The sequence below is a fragment of the Burkholderia sp. Bp8984 genome, from assembly GCF_003853755.1.
GTDB lineage: Bacteria > Pseudomonadota > Gammaproteobacteria > Burkholderiales > Burkholderiaceae > Burkholderia.
In genome coordinates, this window is sequence record NZ_QTQN01000014.1 from 96675 (window position 1) to 116270 (window position 19596).

Here is a 19596-nt window from a genome sequence, read left to right on the forward strand (position 1 = left end):
CGGGCGCCGCGGACTCATTCCGCGTCGCGCGCCGGCACAAGAATTTCGCGGTTGCCGCTCGACGACATCGCCGACACGAGCCCCGACTGCTCCATCTGTTCGAGCAGCCGCGCCGCGCGGTTGTAGCCGATCCGCAGATGGCGCTGCACGAGCGAAATCGACGCGCGGCGGTTCTTGATGACGATCTCGACCGCCTGGTCGTACAGCGGATCAGACTCCTCGCCGCCTTCGCCGGTTCCCGCGCCGGCCGAGCCCTCGTCGCCGTCGGCCGTGCCGCCTTCGAGCAGCCCTTCGACGTAGTTCGGCTCGCCCTGCTCCTTGAGCTTCTCGACGACGCGATGCACTTCGTCGTCGGCGACGAATGCGCCGTGCACGCGCACCGGCAGCCCGGTGCCCGGCGGCAGGTACAGCATGTCGCCCATCCCGAGCAGCGATTCGGCACCCATCTGGTCGAGAATCGTGCGCGAGTCGATCTTCGACGATACCTGGAACGCGATCCGCGTCGGCACGTTCGCCTTGATCAGGCCGGTAATCACGTCGACGGACGGACGCTGCGTCGCGAGGATCAGGTGGATGCCGGCCGCGCGCGCCTTCTGCGCGATCCGCGCGATCAGTTCCTCGACCTTCTTGCCGACGACCATCATCAGGTCGGCCAGCTCGTCGATCACGACGACGATGTTCGGCAGGCGGCCGAGCGGTTCAGGGTCGTCCGGCGTCAGGCTGAACGGATTCGGAATCTTTTCCTCGCGCTTCGCCGCTTCGTCGATCTTGTTGTTGTAGCCCGCCAGGTTGCGCACGCCGAGCTTGCTCATCAGCTTGTAGCGGCGCTCCATCTCCGCGACCGTCCAGTTCAGCGCGTGGCCGGCCTGGCGCATGTCGGTGACGACCGGGCACAGCAGGTGCGGAATGCCTTCGTAGACGCTCATTTCGAGCATCTTCGGATCGATCAGGATCAGGCGCACCTGCTCGGCGGTGGCCTTGTACAGCAGCGACAGGATCATCGCGTTGATCCCGACCGACTTGCCCGAACCGGTCGTGCCGGCGACCAGCAGGTGCGGCATCTTCGCGAGGTCCGCGCAGACCGGCTTGCCGCCGATGTCCTTGCCGAGGCTCAGCGTCAGCGCCGACGACGCGGCCGCATAGACTTCCGAGCCGATGATCTCGGACAGGTGGACCGTCTGGCGGCGCTGGTTCGGCAGCTCGAGCGCCATGTAGTTCTTGCCGGGGATCGTCTCGACCACGCGGATCGACACGAGCGACAGCGAACGCGCGAGATCCTTCGCGAGGTTGACGATCTGGCTGCCCTTCACGCCGGTGGCCGGCTCGATCTCGTAGCGCGTGACGACCGGGCCCGGATACGCAGCGACGACGCTCGCCTCGACACCGAAGTCCTTCAGCTTCTTCTCGATCAGGCGCGACGTGAATTCGAGCGTATCGGCGGAAATCGCTTCCTGCGTCTTCGGCGCGGGATCGAGCAGCGACACCGGCGGCAGCGTCGAATCGCCCGGCAGGTCGGTGAAGAGCGGCACCTGGCGCTCGCGCTCGACGCGCTCGGACTTCGCCGGCGTGACGACCGGCGGCACGATCGTCACGGGTTCGTGATCCTCGATGCGCACACGCTCCTCTTCGACCTTGCCTTCGCGGCGCACGGCCGCGGCCTCGCCGAGCTTGCGGTCGCGCTCGGCCTCGCGGCGCAGCTTAGCGACGTTGACGGCGGACAGGATCGCCCCGCCCACGCGCTCGGCGACCGACAGCCACGAGAAGCGGAAATACAGCGACAGGCCGATCGCGAGCAGGATCAGCAGCAGCAGCGTGCCGCCGGTGAAGCCGAACGCGTGCGACATCGCACCCGCCACGGCCTCGCCGATCACGCCGCCCGGTGCGCGCGGCAGCTGCACCTTCAGCGACCACATGCGCAGCGCCTCGATGCCGTCGCACGCGAGCACGACGAGCACGAACGCCAGGATCTCGGTGAGCCAGCCGATCGGCCGCTCGGGTTCGTCGGCGACCGCCTCGTGACGCGTGATGCGCCGGTAGTTGACCGCGATGCGCCGCGCGAGCGGCACGATCAGCCAGTAGGCCGACAGGCCGAACAGCAGCAGGATGATGTCGGCCGTCCACGCGCCGACGCGGCCGGCCCAGTTCGAGATGTGGTCGACCTGCGCGGCGTGCGTCCAGCTCGGATCGCGCCGGCTGTAGCTCAACAGGGCCATCACCAGAAAAGCGCAGAGCGCGACCTGGAGAATCCAGCGGATCTCCGTGAGGAGCTTCGACATCCGGTGCGGCAACGCCTGTGCCTGGGCGGAATAAGGAGCTTTTGCCATGAATCCGTATAAAGAGGACGGGCCGCGCGCCCGCCTGTCGTTCGATCGCGCTTATTGTAAACGCTGCACCGGGGCGCCAAGTGTAAATGACGGTTACATAAGAGGGTCGGGGCGGCCGAAGCCGATACCCGCGCATGCGATCCGGCCGCCGGTCGGCCCGTGACGCCCGGCCGCGGCAATGCGCCGCCACGGGCCGCAGCCGCCCGCCCCCAACCCGACCCGCCCAACCTGCCCCGCCACTGCTGGCGATCCGCCGACGAACGCTATCGCCACGATTGAAACTCTCGTTCGGCAGCGCAGCAACGGGGCCTTTATAATGCGCGTCTGATACCCATCTACGACGGCATCCCGGTCAACCCAGACCGTCCGGCGAGCCTTACCCCGCCCGCCGCGGCCGCCCTTTACGGATTCGCACATGTCCACGCCCAAACACGCCAAAGTCCTGATTCTCGGTTCCGGCCCCGCCGGCTACACGGCTGCCGTCTACGCGGCTCGCGCCAACCTGTCCCCGGTGCTGATCACCGGCATCGCGCAGGGCGGCCAGCTGATGACCACGACCGACGTCGAAAACTGGCCGGCGGACGCGAAGGGTGTGCAAGGCCCGGAACTGATGGCGCGCTTCCTCGAGCACGCCGAGCGTTTCAACACCGAAATCGTCTTCGACCACATCCACACCGCGAAACTGCACGAAAAGCCGATCCGGCTGATCGGCGATTCGGGTGAATACACGTGCGACTCGCTGATCATCGCGACCGGCGCATCCGCACAGTATCTCGGCCTGCCGTCAGAAGAATTGTTCATGGGCAAGGGCGTGTCGGCCTGCGCGACCTGCGACGGCTTCTTCTACCGCAACCAGGAAGTCGCGGTGATCGGCGGCGGCAACACGGCGGTCGAGGAAGCGCTCTACCTGACGGGCATCGCGAAGAAGGTCACGGTGATCCACCGCCGCGACAAGTTCCGCGCCGAGCCGATCCTGATCGACCGCCTGCTGGAGAAGGAAAAGGAAGGCGTCGTCGACATCAAGTGGGATCACGTGCTCGACGAAGTGACGGGCGAGGATTCGGGCGTCACGGGCCTGCGCATCAAGAACGTGAAGACCGGCGAGAAGCAGGACCTCACCGTGCAGGGCGTGTTCGTCGCGATCGGCCACAAGCCGAATACCGACCTGTTCCAGGGCCAGCTCGAGATGAAGGACGGCTACATCCTGACGAAGAGCGGCCTGCAGGGCAACGCGACGTCGACGAGCGTGCCGGGCGTGTTCGCCGCCGGCGACGTACAGGACAACGTGTACCGCCAGGCGATCACGAGCGCCGGCACGGGCTGCATGGCCGCGCTCGACGCGCAGCGCTACCTCGAAAGCCTGCACGACAAGAAGTAAGCGTCGAGCCTTCGCGCGCCGGGCGCTACAATGGCGTCCGCTGCCGCGAAGCGGGCTTGACCGGAAAGCCGCTGCCGTCGCGCAGCGGCTTTTTTTGTGCCCGCGCGCCCGAACGCGCCTGCCCGGTTACCGAATCATGGCGAAGAACCAGCCCCATCCGAGCGATCCCGCGAAGCGGAAGATCGCCGCCCGTCCCGCAAACCCGGCGCCCGCGGCGCCGCCGCCCGCGCCCGACGCCGCCGCATTGCGCGGCCAGGGCCTGGCCGGCCTCGGCGCGTTGCGCAAGTCGCTGCAAGGCGAAGCCGATCGCCGCGACCGCGAGCGCATCGAAACCGCGAAGGCCGAACGCAAGGCCGAAGCCGACGCGAACCTGTTCCGCAACGAAATCGGCGCGATCCAGCCGCTGAACGCGCCGCCGCGCGCGAAATCCGGCCGTACGCCGCCCGACCCGGTGCCGAAGCAGACGCAGCGCGACGAGGAAGCCGTGCTGAACGCGACGCTGTCCGACGAATTCGATCCCGAGACGCTGCTCGACAGCGACGAATCGCTGTACTACCACCGCCCCGGCATCAGTCGCGACGTCGTGCGCAAGCTGAGGAGCGGCGCGTGGATCGTTCAGGCGCAGATCGACCTGCACGGGATGCGGCGCGACGAGGCGCGCGATGCGCTCGCCGAATTCATCCGCGAAGCCGGCAAGAAGGGGCTACGCTGCCTGCGCGTGATCCATGGCAAGGGGCTCGGCTCGATCGGCAAGGAACCCGTGCTGAAAGGCAAGGTGCGCGCGTGGCTCGTGCAGAAGGAAGAAGTGATCGCGTTCTGCGAGGCGCGCAGCCACGACGGCGGCGCGGGCGCGGTGCTCGTGCTGCTGCAGCCGCTCGCGGCGCCCGCCGATCGGGGGCCGCGTGCCGCATCCTAGGCTGACGCTCGCGATCGCGGTACTGGAGGCGATCGCGACGCTGGCGTTCGCGATCTCGGGCTTCATCGAGGCGCGCAAGAACCGTCTCGACTCGGTCGGCACGTTCGTCGTCGCGCTCGCCACCGCATTCGGCGGCGGCACGCTGCGCGACATCCTGCTCGAACGCCGGCCGTTCTACTGGGTCGTGCACGACGACTACGTGATCGCGATCTTCGTGCTCGCGCTGTTCGCGCCGTTCGTGTTGCGGATGCTGTCGCGGCTGTCGGCCGAGCGGCTGCTGCTGGTGGCCGACGCGATCGGGCTCGGCATCTTCAGCATCTCGGGGACCGCGATCGCGCTCGATGCCGAGATGCCGCGCTTCATCGCGGTGATGATGGGCGTGATCACCGGCGTGGTCGGCGGGATCATCCGCGACGTGCTGTGCAACGACATCCCGCTGATCCTGCGCGATTCGCGGCCGTACGCGACCTGCGCGTTCGTCGGCTGCTGGTTCTACCTGCTGCTCGCGTGGTTGCAGTTCGACTCGGTGTACAGCGTGCTGCTCGCGACCGGCTTCATCCTCGTCGCGCGGCTCGCGACCTTCAAGTTCGACGTGCGGTTGCCGCACTGATCGCCGCCGCAACACCGGACGCACCGCCAGAAACAAAAGGGGCCACTCCTTCGAGACGGCCCCTTCTTCATTCAGCGCAACCGCGGCCTCACGCGATCCGCTCTTCCGACGCCGGATCGAACAGCACCGCCTTCGACACGTCGAACAGCAGCGACTGCGTCTGCCCCGGCTGCGGGTTCGCGGCCGGGTGCACGCGGCTCACGATCCGCTTGCCGTTGACCTGCGCGAACACGTGCGTGTCCGGCCCGGTCGGCTCGGTCACGTCGACGCGCACGTCGATCGGCTGCAGCTTCGACGCCTCGCCGTGGTGCGCATTGCGCGCGTCGGTGATGCGCTCCGGACGCAGGCCGAGGATCACCTCGCGGCCCACGTGGCCGTTCATCCGCTTCGCGTCGAACGGCAGGTTCAGCGCGCTGCGCGCGAGGCCCGTGTCGATCTCGAGCGCGATCCCGCTGCCCTGCTCGACCAGCTTGCCATTGATGAAGTTCATCGGCGGCGCGCCGATGAAGCCCGCGACGAACAGGTTCGACGGCGAATCGTAGATTTCCTGCGGCGCGCCGAACTGCTGGACCACGCCGTCCTTCATCACCGCGATCCGGTCGCCGAGCGTCATCGCCTCGATCTGGTCGTGCGTCACGTAGACGATCGTCGTGCCGAGGCGCTGGTGCAGCAGCTTGATTTCCGCGCGCATCTCGATGCGCAGCTTCGCGTCGAGGTTCGACAGCGGCTCGTCGAACAGGAACAGCGACGGATCGCGCGCCAGTGCGCGGCCCATCGCGACGCGCTGGCGCTGGCCGCCCGACAGCTGGCCCGGCTTGCGGTCGAGCAGATGCTGGATCTGCAGCATCGCCGACACGCGCTCGACGATCTGCTGCTGCTCGCTCTTCGGCACCTTGCGGATGTTCAGGCCGAACGAGATGTTCTCGCGCACCGTCATCGACGGGTACAGCGCGTACGACTGGAACACCATCGCGATGTCGCGATCCTTCGGCGACAGGTCGTTGACGACCTTGCCGTCGATGCAGATCTCGCCGCTCGTCACGGTCTCGAGACCGGCGATCATGTTGAGCAGCGTCGACTTCCCGCAGCCCGAGCCGCCGACCAGGATCAAGAACTGTCCGTCCTCGATCTCGATGTCGACACCCTTCAGGACCGGCACCCCGTTCGGGTAGGTCTTGTACACGTCACGGATGGAAAGGCTTGCCATGCTGTGAATCCTCTGTCTCGTCTCGCGCGGCGCCACGGCACCGCGTCGGGTTCGTTTCGATGCGCCGCGCGTCGTGCGCGGCCGGTTCGTCGTATCGGATGAAGCCGCGCTTACCCCTTCACCGCGCCCGCCGTCAGCCCGCGCACGAAGTAGCGGCCGGCGACCACGTAGACGAGCAGCGTCGGCAGCGCGGCGATGATCGCGCCGGCCATGTCGACGTTGTATTCCTTCACGCCCGTCGACGTGTTGACGAGGTTGTTCAGCGCAACCGTGATCGGCATCGAGTCGACGCCGGAGAACACGATCCCGAACAGGAAGTCGTTCCAGATCTGCGTGAATTGCCAGATCAGGCACACCATGAAGATCGGCAGCGACACCGGCAGCAGGATCTTCGTGAAGATCGTGAAGAAACCCGCGCCGTCGATGCGCGCGGCCTTCACGAGCTCGGCCGGCACGCTCACGTAGAAGTTGCGGAAGAACATCGTCGTGAACGCGATGCCGTACACGACGTGCACGAACACCAGGCCCGGAATCGTGTTGGCGAGGCCGAGCATCCCCTGCAGGCGCGCCATCGGCAGCAGGATCACCTGGAACGGGATGAAGCAGCCGACCAGCATCATCGTGAACAGCGCATCCGCGCCGCGAAAGCGCCAGTGCGTGAGCACGTAGCCGTTGAACGCGCCGATCAGCGACGAGATCAGCACGGCCGGAATCACCATCTGAAGCGAGTTCAGGAAGAACGGCTTCATGCCGTCGCAGCGCACGCCGGTACACGCGCCGCTCCACGCCTTCACCCACGGATCGAAGGTCCAGTGCGTCGGCGGCGTCAACAGGTTGCCGGTGCGCAGCTGGTCGAGGTCCTTGAAGGACGTCGACAGCATCACGTAGATCGGGAACAGGAAATACAGCGCGAACAGGATCAGCGCCGCATAGATCACTGCCCGGCTGATCGTCACTTTAGGCTGCATTGCGGGTGCTCCTCGATTCCATATACATCAGCGGCACCAGCACCGCGACCACGGTCGCGAGCATCATCACCGACGACGCCGCGCCGAGCCCGAGCTGGCCGCGGTTGAACGAAAACGTGTACATGAACATGGCCGGCAGCGACGACGACGTGCCGGGGCCGCCCGCCGTCAGCGCGACGACCAGGTCGAAGGTCTTGATCGTGATGTGGCAGAGGATCAGCAGCACCGAGAAGAACACCGGGCGCATGCTCGGGATCACGATCTTGCGGTAGATGGTCGGCAGCGTCGCGCCGTCGACCTGCGCGGCCTTGAAGATCTCCGCATCGACGCCGCGCAGCCCGGCGAGGAACAGCGCCATCACGAAGCCGGTCGACTGCCACACGGCGGCGATCACGATACAGAAGATCGCCTTGTCCGGATCGTCAAGCCAGCCGAACGAGAAGCTCGTCCAGCCCCAGTCGTGCATCACCTTCTCCAGGCCGAGGCCCGGGTTCAGGATCCACTGCCATGCGGTGCCCGTGACGATGAACGACAGCGCCATCGGATACAGGAAGATCGCGCGCAGCGCGCCTTCGTTGCGGATCCGCTGGTCGAGCAGGATCGCGAGGAACAGCCCGAGCGCGACGCAGATCGCGATGAACGGAATCCCGAACCAGCCGAGGTTCGCGGCGGAGGTCCACCACACGTCGTTCTGGAACAGATCCGAATAACGGCCGAAGCCGTCGAATTCGTAGTTCGGCAACAGCCGCGAATTGGTCAGCGACAGATAGCCGGTAATCAGGATGAAGCCGTAGATGAACACCACGGCGATCGCGAGGCTCGGCGCGAGCACGAGCTTCGGAATCCAGCGATCGGCGAAGGCCGACATCGGCGACGTGCGCCGTGCGGCGGCAGCGCCGGATCCGTTTCCGCTAAGAGGGGCAGCCACTTGATTCGACTCCTGGAACGAGGGTGACGCAGGCCGGGCCGGCGCCGGGTACGACACGGGCCCGCGAGCGAGCCCGTTTGCTGCACATGCAGGAACGCCCGGCCGATCCTGCGTTTCCGGCCGGGCGCCTGTCGCGCTTTACTTCACCTTCGCGGCCTTCGCGAGCGCGGCGACCGCGCTCTTCGAATCCTGCTGCGAGTTCATGAACTTCGTCACGACGTCGGTGATCGCGCCGGCCGTTGCATCGCCCTGCGCCATCCCGTGCGCGAGCGACGGCACGAAGCCGCCCGACTTGATCGCGGTCTGCTCGTCGGCATACGACTTCTTAGCGCAGTCGTCGAACTTGTCCATCTTCACGCCGAGGCGCACCGGCACCGAGCCCTTCAGCAGGCTGAACTGCTCCTGGAAGTCCGGCGTCATGATCGTCTTCGCGAGTGCGACCTGGCCCGGCGTCGCGTCCTTCTGCCCCTTCTGCTGGAAGAACACGAACGAGTCGACGTTGAACGTGTACGAATTCGCCGTACCCGGCACCGCCGCGCAGATGTAGTCCTTGCCCGCCTTCTTGCCGGCGTTCTCGAACTCGCCCTTCGCCCAGTCGCCCATGAACTGCATGCCGGCCTTGCCGTTGATCACCATCGCGGTCGCGAGGTTCCAGTCGCGGCCGTTGCGGCCCGTGTCGAAGTAGCCCTGGATCTTGCGCACCGTGTCGAACACCGACAGCATCTGCGGCGACGTCAGCGTGGCCTGGTCGAGATCGACGAGCGCCTTCTTGTAGAACGCCGGACCCTGCGACAGCACGACGTCTTCCCACAGCGTCAGGTCCTGCCACGGCTGGCCGCCCATCGCGACCGGCTGGATGCCGGCAGCCTTCAGCTTGTCGGCCACCGCGAAGAATTCGGGCCAGGTGGTCGGCACCTTCGCGCCGACCTTGTCGAGCGCGGCCTTGTTGATATAGAGCCAGTTCACGCGGTGCACCGAGAACGGCGCGGCGACGGTGTGGCCCTTGTACTTGATGATCTTGTCGATTTCCGGCGGCAGGTTCTGCTTCCAGTCGCCGGCGGCGGAATCGATGTTGACGAGCACGCCCTGGTCGGCCCAGTCCTGGATCAGCGGGCCCTTGATCTGCGCGGCCGACGGTGCGTCGCCGCTGATCACCTTGGTCTTCAGCGCGGTCATCGCCGCGGCGCCGGCGCCGCCCGCGACCGCGAAGTCCTTCCACACGTAGCCCTGCTTCTGCACGTCGTCCTTCAGCACGCCGACGGCCTTCGACTCGCCGCCCGAGGTCCACCAGTGCAGCACGGTTACGTTCTCGGCCGCCTGCGCCGCCACGGCGCCAGCCATCAGACCCGCGGCGCAGAGCGCGCCCATGATCGAGCGAACTTTCATTACTTATCTCCTCCAGACTGAATCAACTCGTGAGGTTCCCTGACGGGGAACCGGCTTCTTGATAAACGACGGGGAAATCGAGCCGCGGGACGCATTGCAGCGTACGGGGCCGATGACCGGCCGGGCTCTTACAGAAAGCGTGAATCGAGATTCAACGGCGTGTCTCCTCTTTGTGTTTCTGGCCCGCCGCGATGCCGCGGCGCGAGCCCGGGGGCGACGATGCGCGGACGATGCGCACCGTCAATGTCCGATAACATTCGGCACAAGGCGCTCCCGAAGGCGAAGCTCGCGCAGTTCATCGACCGCGCTTCTTTTTTTCTTCGCCCAGGTGCTACCCCTTGCGGCGGATTGTAGTTAAACTACAATTCAGTGTCAAAAATATTTTTATCGCACTACGGATCGCTTCCCAGCACCCCCAATCGGCGGAGACACATGCATACCGATTCCAGCTTTACCTTCGTACTTTTCGGCGGCACCGGCGACCTGTCGATGCGCAAGATCCTGCCCGCGCTGTTCGAAGCGCACCGCGGCAACATGCTTGCGGAAAGCGGCCGGATCGTTGCCGTCGCGCGGCACGAATCGGATCGGGCCGGCTATCTCGAGTGGGTCGACACGCATGTGAAGCCGCATGCGGCGAAGGCGGCCGGCAAGGCATTCGACGAAAGCGTGTGGAAATCCTTCCTCGAGCGCATCGAATACGTGAAGCTCGACCTCGGCCGTGCGGAGGACTACGTCGTGCTGCGCGACGCGGTCGCGCAGCTGTCCGGCATCCGCGTGTTCTATCTCGCCACAGGGCCGTCGCTGTTCGTGCCGATCTGCAAGGCGCTCGCGTCGGTCGGCCTGAACGAGGGCGCGCGCATCGTGCTCGAGAAGCCGCTCGGCTACGACCTGAAATCGTCGAACGCGATCAACGACGCGGTCGGCGAGATCTTCGCGGAAGACCAGATCTACCGGATCGACCACTATCTCGGGAAGGAGCCGGTACAGAACCTGCTCGCGCTGCGCTTCGGCAATGCGCTGTTCGAGCCGCTGTGGCGCCGCGAATGGGTCGAGAGCATCCAGATCACGATCGCCGAGGAGCTCGGCGTCGAGGCGCGCGGCGATTTCTACGACAATACGGGCGCACTGCGCGACATGGTGCAGAACCACCTGCTGCAGCTGCTGTCGATCGTCGCGATGGAGCCGCCGCACTCGATGGATTCCGACGCGGTGCGCGACGAGAAGCTGCGCGTGCTGCGTGCGCTGAAGCCCATCGATCCGCGCGACATCGGCAAGGTCGCGGTGCGCGGCCAGTATCATGCGGGCGTGATCAAGGGCGCGCAGGTGCCGGCCTATGCCACCGAGCCCGGCGTGAAACCCGACAGCCCGACCGAAACCTTCGTCGCGCTGAAGGTCGAGATCGAGAACTGGCGCTGGGCCGGCGTGCCGTTCTTCCTGCGCACCGGCAAGCGTCTGGCAGACCGCGTCGCGGAGATCGTCGTGAACTTCCGGCCGGTGCCGCACTCGGCGCTGGGCCCGACCGCGCTGCGCCCCGGTTCGAACCGCCTCGTGATCCGGCTGCAGCCGAACGAGACGATTCGCCTGTACTGCCTCGCGAAGCAGCCCGGCGAAGGGATGAACCTCGCGAGCGTGCACCTCGACCTCGCGTTCGACCAGTTCTTCAAGGAAGGGCAGATGGAGGCGTACCAGCGCCTGCTGCTCGACGTGATCAACGGCCGCCTCGCCCTCTTCGTGCGTCGTGACGAGCAGGAAGCCGCGTGGCGCTGGGTCGAGCCGATCCTGAACGAATGGGCACGCTCGCTGAAACCGCCGAAGCCGTACGCGGCAGGCACGTGGGGGCCGGCCGCGGCGAGCGCGATGCTCGCGCAGCACGGCACCTGCTGGCTCGAAGAAGAAAACTGATGCAACCCGTTGCCGTGCGCGCCAGCGCGCGGCAACGTGCCCCACGATTCGCACGAATTGAACAGACAAAGCAGTCCGGAGGAGATGTGATCGAGATCCACGCTTTCGACACCCAGGAAGCGCAAAGCGAAGCGCTCGCGCGCGCCGTCGGCGATGCGCTGCGCGCCGCGCTCGGCGGCCCCGCGCGCCCGACGCTCGCGGTGTCCGGCGGCACGAGCCCGCGCCCGTTCCTGCACACGCTGTCGCACGCAGCGCTCGACTGGGCCGGCGTCGACGTCACGCTGGTCGACGACCGCTGGGTGCCGGAGAACGATGCGGCCAGCAACGCGCAGCTCGTGCGCGACACGCTGCTGCAGCACGCGGCGGCCCCTGCCCGCTTCCTGCCGCTCGTCGACACGCGCGCATCGCTCGATGCGCACGTCGCAGCGCTCAATGCCAACGCCGACTACCGCGTGCCGAACGTCGCGGTGCTCGGCATGGGCGAGGACGGCCACACGGCGTCGATCTTCGCGGACGCGCCCGAATGGGACCATGCGATCACGACGCCCGAGCGCTTCGTCGCCGTGCATCCCGGCGCCGCGCCGCATGCACGCGTGAGCTTTTCGCTCGATGCGCTGAAGCGCGTCGACCGGCTGTTCCTGTTGATCGCGGGCCCCGCCAAGCGCGACGTCCTCGACGCCGCGGCCGCGACGCTGCAGAAGAACGCGATTTCCCAACTGGCCAACGACAAGGGGACCCAGCTCGATGTCTACTGGTGCGCAAAGTAAGGCTGTCGTCGCGGGCCAGCATGCCGACGGCCCGCGCCTGCTCGCGGACGTCGGCGGCACCAACGCGCGATTCGCGCTGGAAACCGGCCCCGGCGAGATCACGCAGATCCGCGTCTATCCCGGCGCCGACTACCCGACGCTCACCGACGCGATCCGCAAGTATCTGAAGGACGTGAAGATCAGCCGCGTGAACCACGCGGCGATCGCGATCGCGAACCCGGTCGACGGCGACCAGGTGACGATGACCAATCACGACTGGAGCTTCTCGATCGAGGCGACGCGCCGCGCGCTCGGCTTCGACACGCTGCTCGTCGTCAACGACTTCACCGCGCTCGCGATGGCGCTGCCGGGCCTGACCGATGCGCAGCGCGTGCAGATCGGCGGCGGCGCGCGCCGCCAGAACAGCGTGATCGGGCTGCTCGGGCCCGGCACCGGGCTCGGCGTGTCCGGCCTGATTCCGGCGGACGACCGCTGGATCGCGCTCGGCAGCGAAGGTGGTCACGCGTCGTTCGCGCCGCAGGACGAGCGCGAGGATCTCGTGCTGCAGTACGCGCGCAAGAAGTTTCCGCACGTGTCGTTCGAGCGCGTGTGCGCGGGGCCCGGCATCGAGATCATCTATCGTGCGCTCGCCGCGCGCGACAAGAAACGCGTCGCCGCGACCGTCGACACGGCCGAGATCGTCGAGCGTGCGCATGCGGGCGACGCACTCGCGCTCGAGACGGTCGAATGCTTCTGCGGGATCCTCGGCGCGTTCGCGGGCAGCGTCGCGCTGACGCTCGGCGCGCTCGGCGGCGTGTACATCGGCGGTGGCGTCGCGCTGAAGCTCGGCGAACTGTTCACGCGCTCGTCGTTCCGCGCACGCTTCGAGGCGAAGGGCCGCTTCACGCACTATCTCCAGAACATCCCGACCTACCTGATCACCGCCGAATATCCGGCGTTCCTCGGGGTATCGGCGATCCTCGCGGAGCAGCTGTCGAACCGTTCGGGCGGCGCGTCGTCGGCCGTGTTCGAGCGGATCCGCCAGATGCGCGACGCGCTGACGCCGGCCGAGCGCCGCGTCGCCGATCTCGCGCTGAACCATCCGCGCTCGATCATCAACGACCCGATCGTCGACATCGCGCGCAAGGCGGACGTGAGCCAGCCGACGGTGATCCGCTTCTGCCGCTCGCTCGGCTGCCAGGGGCTGTCGGACTTCAAGCTGAAGCTCGCGACCGGCCTCACCGGCACGATTCCGATGAGCCACAGCCAGGTCCATCTCGGCGACACGGCCACCGACTTCGGCGCGAAGGTGCTCGACAACACGGTGTCCGCGATCCTGCAGCTGCGCGAACACCTGAACTTCGAGCACGTCGAGAACGCGATCGAGATCCTGAACGGCGCGCGCCGCATCGAGTTCTATGGGCTCGGCAACTCGAACATCGTCGCGCAGGACGCGCACTACAAGTTCTTCCGCTTCGGAATCCCGACGATTGCGTACGGCGACCTGTACATGCAGGCCGCATCGGCCGCGCTGCTCGGCAAGGGCGACGTGATCGTCGCGGTGTCGAAGTCGGGACGCGCGCCGGAGCTGCTGCGTGTGCTGGAGGTCGCGATGCAGGCCGGCGCGAAGGTGATCGCGATCACGTCGAGCAACACGCCGCTCGCGAAGCGCGCGACCGTCGCGCTCGAGACCGATCACATCGAGATGCGCGAATCGCAGCTGTCGATGATCTCGCGGATCCTGCATCTGCTGATGATCGACATCCTCGCGGTCGGCGTCGCGATCCGCCGCGCATCGACCAACGGCGAGCTGCCGGAGGCCGTCGCGCAGGCGCGCGCACGGGCGAGCGACGACGAAACGGCCGACGTGCTCGACTGGCTGAGCCACGGCGCGTCACCGGCGGCGAAGGACGTCGCGCGGGATTGACGCTTCGGCGAAACGCCGTCGATACACGACACCCCGAATGCTGGATTCAAGCCCGGCGTTCGGGGTGTTTCACATGTGCGGCACCGCCCCGCACCACAGCGGCCCGGCAGGCATCGACGATGCCGTCTGCCGAGGGCTGCGCGTGACTCATACGTTCGTACACGCCCCTATTTTCGAACAAGTCCAATTGTCAGCAGTTGCCCAGGCTCGGTAACTTCCTTCGCTCCGCGTGATGCGGCCATCCCGGTTCGACGCGAGAAATGACGCGTTTCTCGCAGAACCCCGATTGGCATCGACAGCATCACGTTCATCCAGTTTGCGGAGAGGGATATGCCTAGACCACGCTTTTCAGCCGCATGGGCAGCAGCAATGCGCATTTATGCGCCGATAAATTCCACGGAGAAAGTTGCGCGAACGATTGGGGGCAACGTGGCCACCAATATCCAGCGATCGGGCAAAGCAGAAGTGATCAAATCCCCCGCCTTCGCTGGGAGGCAGCACCCGAGACGATAGGCAGGGGATCGTTCTCTTCGAGGTTTCAGCCTCGTCGATAGCCTGAGAGAGGAATACTATAATGAACAATACCTATGCCTTTGGTACACATCGAGATCTCACGCCGATGGAGCTGTTTTTCCTTGTCTTTGTCGATGAGACATGCAAGGAGCTTGGTGTTGACGATGTAGCAGCGGTGGTTGCCATTGTGGCCGGTCAAAATTGGATGCCAACACGAGCAAAGCCTTTGGTACCACGCCGGGTACTTCTGTTGCGTCGATATTGAGTCGCAAGTATCTGGACTACGATTTGAAGAAGAAGATCCTCCCAACGCTGACCAACGCCAGCGTTAAGCGCTTGAGGTTCATTCTGGTGAGAAACATCGGGGTTTTCGTTGGGCGCGCGGTTCCTGTCGTTGGCTGGGTCATTGCTGCCAACGATGTCACGATGATCAGCATTCGTTCCGTGTCGCGCTATAACGCGCTTGTTAAGCCTGAGGACAAGGTGTTCTGATGAGCCAATTTACATGGAACGAGTTTGAGGATTTTGTGAGAAGGGAGGCCGGTGTTAGTCCCCAAAAAATTCTCACAAAAGGTCATGCCGTCGAGGGTGATTTGGATATCACTGGCGACGATGCGATCGAGTTTATGGAGAGCTTCTTCGATAAGTTTCCGGTGCAAGTTGGAGATTTTGAGTTCAATCGCTACTTCTCAGGAGAGGGCTTCAGCTTGATTGAAGTGGCGCGGATGGCTTTCTCCAGAAAACGCCGAGAAAAATATGACAAAGTGCCACTGACTCTAGGCATGCTCTATCAGGCTATTTTGGATGGAGAGTGGAACAATCAGCGCTTGGAAAGTCTGCCGCGCTGATCGTACCTCGCCAAATAGACCGGTTTATTTTTTAGGCGATGTGTTGGATCTGTGCACGCGTCTGGAGCCTGCCATGAGACAAAATCCGCTGTTCCAGCGTGTGATATTTTTGGCACTGACGTTGGCGGCACAATCGGGCCATGCAACAGATACGACATCGTCGCCACAAGCCAGCGCCCGAACCTACGCCCAGAATTACAAGGACATGGTGCTCGCCGAGTGTGTCGCGACCGCGTATCGGAATGAACCGTCCGCTGCGATGGACGCGGGATGCAGCGCGAGTGCGCTGATGGACTGGACGTACTTCGATCTTGAACGGAATCCCGACGCGGGCAAATCGCTAGTCAATCGTTTTCTTGCACGCGACTATCGCAATCCGATCGTCGAGTCCGAAATCAAAGGCGTCGGGTTCGATTTTTTGAAATGCCTGGACCTGTACCACAGCAAGGAACTCGACGCTCAGGTCAAACGGTTCGTCATCAACCCGAAGCGCAGCTATCGACTCGATAATCGCTCGTCAGACCGCTCCAGGTGAGGCCGATCCTCCCGCACCGCTCAAGCCCCCGCTTTCACCGGCCGGCCATGCCAGCGCAGCACGAGGTAACGCCCGACGAAACACAGCACGCCGCAGACGCCGATCGTCACACCCATCGCGAACGGCGTGCCGTCCGCCAGTGCGCCGATCGCGATGCTCGCGAGCGCGCCGAGCGCGAGCTGCATCGCGCCGAACACGGCCGCCGACGCACCCGCGTTGTGCGGATAGCGGTGCATCAGGTCGGTCGTGCAGTTCGCGGACAGGATCCCGACCACGCCGACGACGAAGAACAGGCACACGACGATCGACCACAGCCCGCCCAGTCCCGTCAGCGCGACGAATGCGACCGCGAGCGACGCGACGCAGCTCACGAGCGACGCGGTCGCGATGAGGCGCAGCGAGCCGACGCGGCCGACGAGCCGCGTGTTCGCGAAGTTGCCGATCATGATCCCGACGACGTTCAGGCCGAACAGCAGCCCGTAATGCTGCGGCGACACGTGGAAATACTCGATGTACACGAACGGCGTCGCGGTGATGTACGAGAACATCGACGCGAACGCCATCCCGCCGCACAGCATGTGCCCCCACGCGACCGGATCGGACAGGATGCGCCCGTACGACGCGAACGACGCGAGCACGGCCGTGCTCTTGCGCCGCTCCTTCGGCCAGGTTTCGGGCACGCGCAGGTACGCGGTCGCCGCGCACAGCGCGCCGAACGCGGCCAGCACGACGAACACGCCGCGCCAGCCGGCGAAGCGCAGGATCTGGCCGCCGATCAGCGGCGCGAGCAGCGGCCCGACCGCGGTGACGATCGCGACCATCGACAGCACCTTCGCCGCATCGGTCGGCTCGTGCGCGTCGCGCGCGATCGCACGGGCGAGCACCGACGCGGCGCCCGCGCCGAGCGCCTGCAGGAAGCGCACGAGGATCAGCATGTCGATCGAGCCCGACACGAAGCAGCCGACGCTCGCGAGCGTGAACAGCGCGATGCCGCCGAGCAGCACGGGCCGGCGGCCCCATGTGTCGGACAAGGGGCCGTACAGCAGCATGCCGATCGAGAAGCCGGCCATGAAGCTCGTCAGCGTGCGCTGCGCGGCGCCGGGGCTCACCGAGAAACCGTCGGCGATCGACGGCAGGCTCGGCAGGTACATGTCGGTGGCGATCGGCCCGCAAGCCGCGAGCGCGCCGAGCAACAGGATCAGCCGGGCATCGGGCCGGCGCCGGACGACGTGGGACATGGGTATCCGCAATGGAGGCCCGCGCGCATCGGGGCACGCGTGGCGGTGAAGACGGGAGGCTACGCCGCAAGCGGCGCGTTCAAGCACATGATTGTACGCGCAACTTTTTCGCGTGCCGCGCGCGGTCTGCCGCGCCAGGCTGGAACACGCGCGCATGACCGGCGTCGCGGCAGACCGCGCGCGGATTCGATTAAGCTTGCTGCTCCCCGCCTCTCTTGTCTGATCAATCCGACGCACGACCGACCCGATGACCGCCTTCCTGCTGATCTGGAGCCCCAAGAAATGGCCGTGGCTCGAGCTGCCCGACGTCGCCGCGCGCGTGAAGGCCGGCGATGCCGTGCACGACGTGTGGGGCTGCGGCTTCGCACGCGGCATCCTGCCGGGCGACCGTGTGTTCCTGCACCGCGTCGCGCAGGAGCCGAAGGGCGTGTTCGGCTCGGGCTACGTGACGCGCGCGCCCTACGAGGTGCCCGACCCGGCGACGAAGCGCGGCTACCGGCTGTGCATCGATTTCGTCTACGACTGGCTGGTCGACGCCCACCAGGACGTCGTGATCCCGCGCGACGCGCTGCGCGCGCATCCGTACTCGGTGCAGACCTGGGACGCGCAATCCTCCGGGACGTCGATCAAGCCGATGGTCGAAGGCCCGCTCGAGAAGCGCTGGGCCGCGCTGACCGGCAAGCGCCGGTCGCCACGATAAGCGGGCCGGATCGGCCGCGCGCCGTTCGCGCCGGCCAATCCCCCACGCGCGCAAAGGCCGCAGACCCGGCCGCAGGCCCGCCGGGCGCGTCTCCGGTACAATCAGACGATCGTTCCGCTCAGGCGCCGCGGCCCGTGCACAGGCCCCCGCGCCCTTCTCTCGCAGGTTTCGCACATGTCCAACAATCAGATCCTCTTCGAACGCGCCCAGAAGACCATCCCGGGCGGCGTCAACTCGCCGGTGCGCGCCTTCCGTTCGGTCGGCGGCACGCCGCGCTTCGTGTCGCGCGCGCAAGGCCCGTACTTCTGGGATGCCGACGGCAAGCAGTACATCGACTACATCGGCTCGTGGGGCCCGATGATCGTCGGCCACGTCCATCCGGAAGTGCTGTCGGCCGTGCAGAACGTGCTCGCCGACGGCTTCTCGTTCGGCGCGCCGACCGAAGCGGAAATCGAGATCGCCGAGGAAATCTGCAAGCTGGTGCCGTCGATCGAGCAGGTGCGGATGGTGTCGAGCGGCACCGAGGCCACGATGAGCGCGCTGCGTCTCGCGCGCGGCTTCACGGGCCGCAGCCGCATCGTCAAGTTCGAGGGCTGCTACCACGGCCACGCGGACAGCCTGCTGGTCAAGGCCGGCTCGGGCCTGCTGACGTTCGGCAACCCGACGTCGGCCGGCGTGCCGGCCGACATCGCGAAGCACACGACCGTCCTCGAATACAACAACGTCGCCGCGCTGGAAGAAGCGTTCGGCGCGTTCGGCGACGAGATCGCCGCGGTGATCGTCGAGCCCGTCGCGGGCAACATGAACCTCGTGCGCGGCACGCCCGAGTTCCTGAACGCGCTGCGCGCGCTGTGCACGAAGCACGGCGCCGTGCTGATCTTCGACGAGGTGATGTGCGGGTTCCGCGTCGCGCTCGGCGGCGCGCAGGCGTACTACGGGATCGCGGCCGACCTCACCTGCCTCGGCAAGGTGATCGGCGGCGGGATGCCGGCTGCCGCGTTCGGCGGCCGCCGCGACATCATGGCCCACCTCGCGCCGCTCGGCGGCGTGTACCAGGCCGGCACGCTGTCGGGCAACCCGATCGCGGTCGCCGCGGGCCTGAAGACGCTGCAGCTGATCCAGGCGCCCGGCTTCTACGACGCGCTCACCGCGCAGACGAAGCGCCTCGCCGACGGCCTCGCGGCCGAAGCGCGCGCGGCCGGCGTGCCGTTCGCGGCCGACTCGATCGGCGCGATGTTCGGCCTTTACTTCGCCGAGCGCGTGCCGACCAGCTTCGCGGAAGTCACGAAGAGCGACACCGAGCGCTTCAACCGCTTCTTCCACCTGATGCTGGACGAAGGCGTGTACTTCGCGCCGTCCGCGTACGAGGCCGGCTTCGTGTCGAGCACGCACGACGACGCGGTGATCGACGCGACGCTCGCGGCCGCGCGCCGCGCGTTCGCGGCGCTGGCCGCCTGACCCGGGTCCGCG

General features: G+C 66.2%; 16 protein-coding genes and 1 pseudogene. 11 read left to right on the forward strand and 6 right to left on the reverse strand.

All coding sequences use genetic code 11. The features are described 5' to 3' along the window. Positions 1-14: 14 nt before the first annotated feature. Entirely contained in the window at positions 15-2324 is a 2310-nt protein-coding gene (locus tag DID98_RS16510) for a DNA translocase FtsK (protein ID WP_124571029.1), read from the reverse strand. A gap of 415 nt (positions 2325-2739) precedes the next feature. On the opposite strand from DID98_RS16510, the gene trxB reads away from it, so the two are divergent. The 3 genes from trxB to DID98_RS16525 all read left to right on the forward strand — a co-directional run bounded on the left by trxB (position 2740) and on the right by DID98_RS16525 (position 5228). Next, the gene (gene trxB / locus DID98_RS16515) at positions 2740-3702 is read left to right on the forward strand and encodes a thioredoxin-disulfide reductase (protein ID WP_044846206.1); all 963 of its coding nucleotides are present in this window, start codon (positions 2740-2742) and stop codon (positions 3700-3702) included. A 136-nt stretch (positions 3703-3838) separates the two neighbouring features. Further along, a complete protein-coding gene (locus DID98_RS16520; protein ID WP_124487780.1) occupies positions 3839-4618 on the forward strand; it encodes a Smr/MutS family protein in 780 nt (259 codons plus the stop codon). Then, positions 4605-5228: a trimeric intracellular cation channel family protein gene (locus DID98_RS16525; RefSeq protein WP_044846208.1), complete on the forward strand. Its 624-nt coding sequence runs from the start codon at positions 4605-4607 to the stop codon at positions 5226-5228. Before DID98_RS16520 ends, DID98_RS16525 begins: the two co-directional genes overlap by 14 nt. An 88-nt stretch (positions 5229-5316) precedes the next feature. Here the strand turns inward: DID98_RS16525 and DID98_RS16530 are convergent, their stop codons facing one another. The 4 genes from DID98_RS16530 to DID98_RS16545 form a co-directional block, all read right to left on the reverse strand. Beyond that, on the reverse strand, positions 5317-6435 hold the full coding sequence (locus DID98_RS16530; protein ID WP_044846209.1) for an ABC transporter ATP-binding protein: 1119 nt from the start codon (positions 6433-6435) through the stop codon (positions 5317-5319). Between the two features lie 110 nt (positions 6436-6545). After that, positions 6546-7403, reverse strand: a complete 858-nt coding sequence (locus tag DID98_RS16535) for a carbohydrate ABC transporter permease (protein ID WP_044846210.1) — start codon at positions 7401-7403, stop codon at positions 6546-6548. After that, positions 7393-8331 (reverse strand): carbohydrate ABC transporter permease, encoded by a 939-nt coding sequence (locus DID98_RS16540; RefSeq protein ID WP_124487779.1) that lies wholly within the window; start codon positions 8329-8331, stop codon positions 7393-7395. Before DID98_RS16540 ends, DID98_RS16535 begins: the two co-directional genes overlap by 11 nt. A 138-nt stretch (positions 8332-8469) precedes the next feature. Then, positions 8470-9717 (reverse strand): ABC transporter substrate-binding protein, encoded by a 1248-nt coding sequence (locus DID98_RS16545; protein WP_124521642.1) that lies wholly within the window; start codon positions 9715-9717, stop codon positions 8470-8472. A 432-nt stretch (positions 9718-10149) separates the two neighbouring features. On the opposite strand from DID98_RS16545, the gene zwf reads away from it, so the two are divergent. The 6 genes and pseudogenes from zwf to DID98_RS16575 all read left to right on the forward strand — a co-directional run bounded on the left by zwf (position 10150) and on the right by DID98_RS16575 (position 16188). Continuing rightward, positions 10150-11619: a glucose-6-phosphate dehydrogenase gene (zwf, locus tag DID98_RS16550; RefSeq protein WP_124487777.1), complete on the forward strand. Its 1470-nt coding sequence runs from the start codon at positions 10150-10152 to the stop codon at positions 11617-11619. Between the two features lie 86 nt (positions 11620-11705). Next, a complete protein-coding gene (gene pgl, locus DID98_RS16555) occupies positions 11706-12386 on the forward strand; it encodes a 6-phosphogluconolactonase (RefSeq protein ID WP_124571030.1) in 681 nt (226 codons plus the stop codon). After that, the gene (locus DID98_RS16560) at positions 12364-14292 is read left to right on the forward strand and encodes a bifunctional transcriptional regulator/glucokinase (protein ID WP_124571031.1); all 1929 of its coding nucleotides are present in this window, start codon (positions 12364-12366) and stop codon (positions 14290-14292) included. The genes pgl and DID98_RS16560 overlap by 23 nt, the downstream gene beginning before the upstream one ends. Before the next feature lie 574 nt (positions 14293-14866). Continuing rightward, positions 14867-15297, forward strand: a pseudogene (locus tag DID98_RS36635) (STM2901 family protein). Then, complete coding sequence (locus DID98_RS16570) at positions 15297-15653, forward strand: DUF1493 family protein (protein WP_124487773.1); 357 nt, start codon at positions 15297-15299, stop codon at positions 15651-15653. Before DID98_RS36635 ends, DID98_RS16570 begins: the two are co-directional and overlap by 1 nt. 73 nt (positions 15654-15726) lie before the next feature. Further along, a complete protein-coding gene (locus DID98_RS16575; protein WP_124487772.1) occupies positions 15727-16188 on the forward strand; it encodes a type VI secretion system amidase immunity protein Tai4 in 462 nt (153 codons plus the stop codon). Between the two features lie 20 nt (positions 16189-16208). On the opposite strand, the gene DID98_RS16580 is transcribed toward DID98_RS16575, so the two are convergent. Then, positions 16209-17426 (reverse strand): Bcr/CflA family multidrug efflux MFS transporter, encoded by a 1218-nt coding sequence (locus DID98_RS16580; RefSeq protein ID WP_124487771.1) that lies wholly within the window; start codon positions 17424-17426, stop codon positions 16209-16211. Between the two features lie 247 nt (positions 17427-17673). Here DID98_RS16580 and DID98_RS16585 point away from each other — a divergent pair, with 247 nt between their 5' ends. Together DID98_RS16585 and hemL are read left to right on the forward strand one after the other, a co-directional pair. Continuing rightward, a complete protein-coding gene (locus DID98_RS16585; RefSeq protein WP_124571032.1) occupies positions 17674-18126 on the forward strand; it encodes a hypothetical protein in 453 nt (150 codons plus the stop codon). Between the two features lie 174 nt (positions 18127-18300). After that, positions 18301-19584, forward strand: coding sequence for a glutamate-1-semialdehyde 2,1-aminomutase (gene hemL / locus DID98_RS16590; RefSeq protein WP_059680798.1), 1284 nt, complete (start codon positions 18301-18303; stop codon positions 19582-19584). The last annotated feature ends 12 nt before the right edge of the window (positions 19585-19596 follow it).